Origin of the sequence: Streptomyces sp. NPDC091387 (assembly GCF_044756945.1) — a bacterium.
GTDB lineage: Bacteria > Actinomycetota > Actinomycetes > Streptomycetales > Streptomycetaceae > Streptomyces.
Genome location: NZ_JBIVTZ010000022.1, coordinates 80,729 through 86,811, shown reverse-complemented (window position 1 = coordinate 86,811; position 6,083 = coordinate 80,729). Strand labels below are relative to the sequence as shown.

Sequence of the window (6,083 nt, the reverse complement as noted above, 5' to 3'; positions counted from 1 at the left end):
GGGGGGGCCCGGGGGGGGGGGGGGGGGGGGGGGGGGGGCCCCGGCCCCCGCCGGGGGGGGGGGGGGGGGGCCCCCCGGGGGGCCGCCCCCCCCCCCCCCCCGCGACCGGTATGACCGGACCGCGCTCAGCGCCGGTGCGCGCGCAGCACGTGGTGACCGGACCGGACACCGTCGACGTACACCCGCGCCCCGTCGGTGGTGGCCTTCGCGCCGCCGACCGCCCGGGAGCCGTTCCAGACGGTGACCCCGTCGAGCGTCACCCGCACCCGCTTCCCGCCGGTCGGGACGGCGAGGCGTCCCGAGGTGCCCCGGGGAGCCGTGGCCTCCAGGACGAAGCCGTCGGCCCGGGAACGCCAGGAGGCGGTGATGTCACCGTGCGGCGTCGGGACGCTGCCCTGCGCCCAGGGCAGGCCGCCCGGGTGCGGCACGATCGCGTACGTCGAGAAGCCGGCACCGGTCGGCCGTACGCCCAGCACCTGGTTGGACAGCGTGACCGTCGGGCCGGACGCCCAGCCGTGGGCGAGGCTGGTGAACTGCTTGATGCCCGGCTCCCCGTTCGCGTCGGCCTTCTCCCAGAACGTGCCGCCCGGGTCCTGGGCGAGCTGATGGCCCCAGAACGTACGGAGCAGCTCCAGCGCGCTCCGCTGCGTCCCGCCGCTCGGATCGGCCGCCGTCAGCCGGGCGTCCGCCTCGAAGCCGCTCGGGAGCGGCTCGTAGGACGGCCTGATCGAGGCGTTGGGCGTGCTCGGCGAAACGGTCAGGGCGCCGTACGGGCCCCAGCTGTTGCGCTTCAGGTACTCCATCGCCCGCCCGGCCCGCACCGGGTCCGCGATGCCGGCCAGGACCGCCGTGGCGTTGGCGTCCTGCGGGTAGGCGTCCGGGATCTCGCGGGACAGCCGGTAGGCGCCGGCGCTCTCGTCCCAGAGCTGCTCGTTGACGGCCTTCTTCACCTCCGTGGCGCGCGAGGCGTACCCGGCGGCGTCCGACGCGGCGCCCCTGGCCCCGGCGAGCTCCGCCATCTCGTCGAGATTGCGGGTGTAGAGGGCGTTGACGTACGTCTCGTGGCCGCAGTCGCTGTAGCCGTAGTGCCCGCAGGAGCCGGAGTCCTGGAACGCGATCAGGCCCTTCGGGTCCGCGCCGCGTACCTTCTCCAGCCAGCCCGTCGCCCGGGTCAGCTGCGGCCACCACCGGTCCAGGTAGGCGCGGTCGCCGGTGTAGAGCCAGTGGGTGTAGAGGTTGTGGACGAACCAGGTGACGTACTCGCCGTAGGTGCGCAGCTCGTCCTGGTTGTGCGGTCCGACCAGGCTGGCGGCCGGTACGTAGCCGTCGTCCAGCTGCTGCGCGGCGAGGGAGGACAGCGAGTTCTCGACCGCCGGGACGTCGTTCGTGCTCAGGTACGTCACCGGTGCCTGGACGGCGAGGTCGCCCTGCCAGACGATCCGGTCGCGCTTGCCGCCGTCGAAGATGACCTCCTCACGCGGATCGGCGTGCGGCACCTGGTCGTCGGCGTGGTCCGCCTCCCCCGGCTCGTACGGCCAGCTCTTCGCGGTGTCCGACATCCAGGTGTTGAGCTGGACGGTGTACGCACCGGCGTACCAGATCTTGTTCAGCTCGTTGTCGCTGGAGAGGAACCAGCCCTTGTACGCCGCCGGGTCGGACTGCTTGGGGACGGCGGTGAAGTCCAGCGACACCGCGCCGACGTCCACCCAGCCCGGACCGTCGAGGAACAGGGTCGCGTAGCGGAATCCGCCGCGCAGCTGCGGGTCGGTCAGGGTGGCCGGGAGTTTCGCCGGGTCGAGTTCGAGGGTGTGGCTGTCGGAGTCGTAGGTGTAGGCGGTGCCCGGGTAGCCGTTCCAGATGTTCGCGGTGTCGCAGCCCGGGGCGTGCGCGGCCTGGCCGTCGTTGTCCTGCGGGCCGGTCGCGGCGAACTGCCGCGACTCGCTGAAGCACACATGCAGCTTCGGCGGCGTCGCGGACGCCCCGGCCACATGGACCCGGATCTTCCCGCCGGTGTTCTTGCCGAAGTCCAGGGTGACGAGCGGGGACCGGGTGCGGTCGCCGGTGCTGACCAGCCGGACCGGGTGCCGGGTCCTGCCCAGGACGGCCTTCGGATCACCCTTGATCTCTCCGCCGCGCGGATCGGCGGAGAGCACGGACACCGGCTCGACGCGGTGCCCGGTGGGCGCGAGGACGTACGGCTTCCACCGGCCGGGCCGCGGCCGGTAGCCGGCGTCGTCCCAGGGACCGGCGTGCCCGGCCGACAGCCCGGCGCCGGGACGGGGCGCGGGGGCCGCCGCCCCTGCCGGTGCGGGCAGGACGCCCAGCAGGAGGGCACCGCTCGCGGCCGCGGCCAGACCCGTGAGGCGTTTTCTCGAACGTGTGGTCATCTGATTCCGGCTCCTGTTCGTGGTGCGCTGGAGGAAGGGCGGCTCAGCGGCGGCGGACCGTCACCTCGTGCGTACGGCCGGACAGCCCGGACAGGACGACCCGGCCCGGTACGGCACGGGCCCCGTGGGCCAGGGACGTCCCGTCCCAGACGCGCTTCCCGTCGACCCGCACGACGCAGGGGCTCCCCTCGGGCACGGGCACCGAGACCTCGTCCACCACCGTGGCCGGCGCGCTGAGCGACAGGTCGAAGCCGTCGTGCGACCGGGCCCGCCACGACACCCGGATCACTCCCGCGGGCGTCGTCAACTGGCCTTCCGCACGCCGCAGTCCACCGGGCCGTGGGGCCACGGAGTAGCCCGCGCCGCCGTCCGCCGACGGGGCGATCCCGAGCAGGAAGTAGGTGAGCGCGGACGTCGGGCCGGTCGACCAGCCGTGGGCGGCGCTCATGTACGAGCCGCTGTAGTCCGAGGTGCCGTCGGTGCGGTACCCCTCCCAGAAGGTGCTCGCGGTTCCGTGGGGGGCGTTCAGCATGAAGCCCCATTCGCGGCGGATCAGTTCCAGCGCCGTACCGTCGCGGCCCGCCGCGAAGTGGGCGTGCACCTCCATGCCGCCGGGGAACGGGTGGACGGCGTCGGCGCCCTTCTCCGGCGTGAGCGCCCCGACCGGGGTCCACCGCTTCGCCAGCGCCGCGCTCACGGTCCGTGCCCGCGCGGGGTCGGTCACCAGGCCGAACCAGACGGCGAGCGCGTTGCCGTCCTGCGGGTACAGCTCGGCGCCCGCACCGGTGGGCTTGTCCCGGTACAGGCCCGCCGACGCGTCCCAGTAGCCCTGGGTGCCGACGGCCCGCCTGAGCTTCCGCGCACGCTCCGCGCAGTCGGCGGCGGTCGCCCCGTCGCCCATCGAGCGGGCGAGCGGGCCCGCCGTGACCAGCGCCCGGTACATGATCGCGTTGGCTTCGAGGTTCTTGCCGTCGGCATCGGCGCGGGCCCAGTCGGCGGCGGCCGTCACGTTCAGCAGCCCGTCGGCGTCGATCTTCGCCACCACGTGGGCGAGGGCCCTGCGATAGCCGTCGTAGACGGTACGCGTCCAGTCGAGGTCGCCGGAGAGCTGGGCGTAGGAGGCCGTGCCGATGAGCGTCCACAGGTGGTACGCGTCGGAGTTGCCGATGAAGTTGACCGCCGGTCCCGCGTACGGCAGCGCCCCGCTCGTGGGGTCCTGGTGGTTGTACAGGGTCTGGAGGGCGTTGCGTACGGTGACGAGGTCGCCCAGCGACACGTGGTCGGTCAGTACGGAGATGCCCAGGTCCCCGGGCCAGATCGTGCGGTCGCGCTTGGCGCCGTCGACCAGGACGGTACTGCCCAGCTCACCGACCCGGGCGTCGTTGGCCCAGCCGACGTCCGGCGGGCCCCAGACGCGCCCCTCGTCGCTCGCGACGATGTTCGTCTGCACGGTGTAGGCACCGGCGTACCAGATCCGGTTCAGGAGATCGTCGTCGCAGTGGAAGTAGTTGGGGTAGGCGCGCAGGTCGCGGGCGTTCGGCGCGAAGGTCACCCGTACCGTCACCCCGGTCAGGGCCAGCGTCGCGCCGGTCTCGTTGACGACGGTCAGGTACCGGAAGCCGCCCCGCTGCTGGGACGCCGGAGCGACCGCCCGCGCCGAACCGTCCTCCGCGACCGGGATGTCCTTCGAGGTGTCCACCCGGCCCCCGGGCGCCGCCGGGTACCGCACGGCGGGCTCGTCGTTGCTGCCGCCGTTGGAGCCGTCGCTCGCCGACGGGCTGACGTAGCTGGACAGTTCGCTGTAGGTGAGCCCCACGACCTGCCCCTCGTCGCTGCTCCCGGCGACGGTGAGGGCGACGAAGCCGCCGACCTCCCGGCCGAAGTCCAGCGTGACGGAGGAGCCCGCCCCGGTCAGCCGTGCGGTACCGGAGCCGTGGCGGGACGTCAGGGACGCGGCGCCCTCGACCGTGCCGGTGGTGGTGTACACGGCCACCGGCCGCACGGTGCGGCTCGCGGGCGACAGGTTGTGGGCGTCCCACGGGCCGGCCGGCGCCTTGCGGTACGGCCGGGGAGCGGCGGCCGGGTGCGCGGCGGCGGGGACACCGTCCGGCTCCGCTGCCGCGGCGGTGCCGGGCAGCGCGCCGGCTGCCGCGGCTGCCGCGACGAGACCGCCGGCCAGGAAGGCGCGCCGGCGCGGACCCTCTCCCGATTCGTGGTGCATGACGATCCTTCTCTCATGAGGGAAACGTTGTCATGGAGCGTTCGCGAGGCCGTGCGACAGCGGGCGGGCAGGGCGGAGCAGCCGGTCCAGGCCATGACAGTGGCCTGACCCGCACATTGTGAATCGTTTCAATCCGTGGCCTCACGGCGAAGGTATACGGGCCGGTCCGGCCCGTACAGGGGTATGCCGAAGATCGCCGGAAGCCGTCCGGCGGGATCGGGCCGCGCGGGCGCGGCCCGATCCGGTCGTGAGGCGCTACGCAGCCCCGTGCGCCGATCGCGCCCGGCAGTGCCCCGCCGCGGCCGCGGCGAGCCGGCCCAGGGCCTCCTCCTTGCCGCAGGGGTACGCCCCCAGTTCGGCCTGGCGTGCCACGATCCGCCGCTCGGCCCGCATCAGCCGCCAGCCCCGCCGCAGCAGGAACGGCACGGACTTGCGGCCCTCGCGCAGGTCCCGCAGCAGCCGGCGGCGGAACGTCGTCGTCGGGCGGCCGCGCAGGCACAGGGCGTCCGCGAGCACCCCCAGCGACCGGCACCGCTCGACGACGTCCGCGGCGAAGATGCCCTCGGCCACGAAGAGCGGGCTCCGCTCGATGTGGAGCACCTCGTGCCCGGTCCGCGAGCTGGTGGCGATGTCGTACAGCGGCACGTCGGTGCGGCCGGTGCGGCACAGCGCGGTGATCGCGGCGACCGCGGCGTCGGCGTCCCAGGACCGTGCGGAGTCCCAGTCGATGTCCGGACTGCCGGGGACGAGCGGCAGCGTGGGGTCACCGGCCTCCTTGTAGAAGTCGTCCAGCCGCAGCACAGGAAGGCCGCTGCGGGCGGCGAGGGAGGACTTGCCGGAGCCGGAGGGGCCCGTCAGCAGGACGACGCGGGTCGAAAGCGCTTGGGAACTCACAGGACATGAGTGTGAGGCATTGACCCGCACAGGGGACCCCCCGGAGGTCTTGTTGGTATCGAGCATCACACCTCAACTACGCTGTGCGTCCAGACGATTACTCGATTGATGCTTCGATCGGCCCGATCAGGTGGGAAATCCATGGCACGTCACGCACTTTCCAAGTCCCGGCGCCGCGCTCTGCTGCGGGCAGGCCTGACCGTCACCGCGGTGGGAGCCGCCCTCGGTGCGGGGGGTGCGGTGGCCCAGGCGGCGCCGCTGCCCGTCGCGCCGGCCGCGGGCTCCGACACGACCGGCCTCGGCGCGGCCACCCACGCCGCGGGCGGGGCGGTGGCCGGGGCGCTCGACCACAGCATCGCGCCCGTGACGCATCTGCGGCTCGACCCGCTGGCCGGCACCGGCACGGACCCGCTGGACAACGCGGTGGGGACCCAGGTCGCCGACTTCAAGCCGGTCTCCACGGCCCTGGTCACCGACCCGCTGACCAGCGGCGGCGCGCTGAAGGACCTGCCCCTGGTGGGGCAGGTCACCGGGCTGCTGCACAGCTGACACGGAGGTGGCCCGTGCCCCGGGGACCCCGG

At 73.9% G+C, this 6,083-nt stretch carries 4 protein-coding genes; 1 reads left to right on the top strand and 3 read right to left on the bottom strand.

The genetic code is table 11. The features are described from left to right. Positions 1-125 precede the first annotated feature (125 nt). From ACIQM0_RS34015 to ACIQM0_RS34005, 3 genes are all read right to left on the bottom strand, one after another. On the bottom strand, positions 126-2,387 hold the full coding sequence (locus ACIQM0_RS34015) for an alpha-L-rhamnosidase C-terminal domain-containing protein (protein ID WP_401294269.1): 2,262 nt from the start codon (positions 2,385-2,387) through the stop codon (positions 126-128). 43 nt (positions 2,388-2,430) lie between these two features. Next, positions 2,431-4,608: an alpha-L-rhamnosidase C-terminal domain-containing protein gene (locus ACIQM0_RS34010; RefSeq protein WP_401294267.1), complete on the bottom strand. Its 2,178-nt coding sequence runs from the start codon at positions 4,606-4,608 to the stop codon at positions 2,431-2,433. A gap of 255 nt (positions 4,609-4,863) precedes the next feature. Beyond that, entirely contained in the window at positions 4,864-5,502 is a 639-nt protein-coding gene (locus ACIQM0_RS34005) for a uridine kinase (RefSeq protein WP_401294265.1), read from the bottom strand. A 141-nt stretch (positions 5,503-5,643) separates the two neighbouring features. Between ACIQM0_RS34005 and ACIQM0_RS34000 the strand changes: the two genes are divergently transcribed. Continuing rightward, on the top strand, positions 5,644-6,051 hold the full coding sequence (locus ACIQM0_RS34000) for a hypothetical protein (RefSeq protein ID WP_401294263.1): 408 nt from the start codon (positions 5,644-5,646) through the stop codon (positions 6,049-6,051). Positions 6,052-6,083 lie beyond the last annotated feature (32 nt).

What these genes read in the sequence shown, in the direction of transcription:
- ACIQM0_RS34015 (WP_401294269.1), bottom strand. Translation starts at nt 2,387, where the DNA reads ATGACCACACGTTCGAGAAAACGCCTCACGGGTCTGGCCGCGGCCGCG.
- ACIQM0_RS34010 (WP_401294267.1), bottom strand. Translation starts at nt 4,608, where the DNA reads ATGCACCACGAATCGGGAGAGGGTCCGCGCCGGCGCGCCTTCCTGGCC.
- ACIQM0_RS34000 (WP_401294263.1), top strand. Translation starts at nt 5,644, where the DNA reads ATGGCACGTCACGCACTTTCCAAGTCCCGGCGCCGCGCTCTGCTGCGG.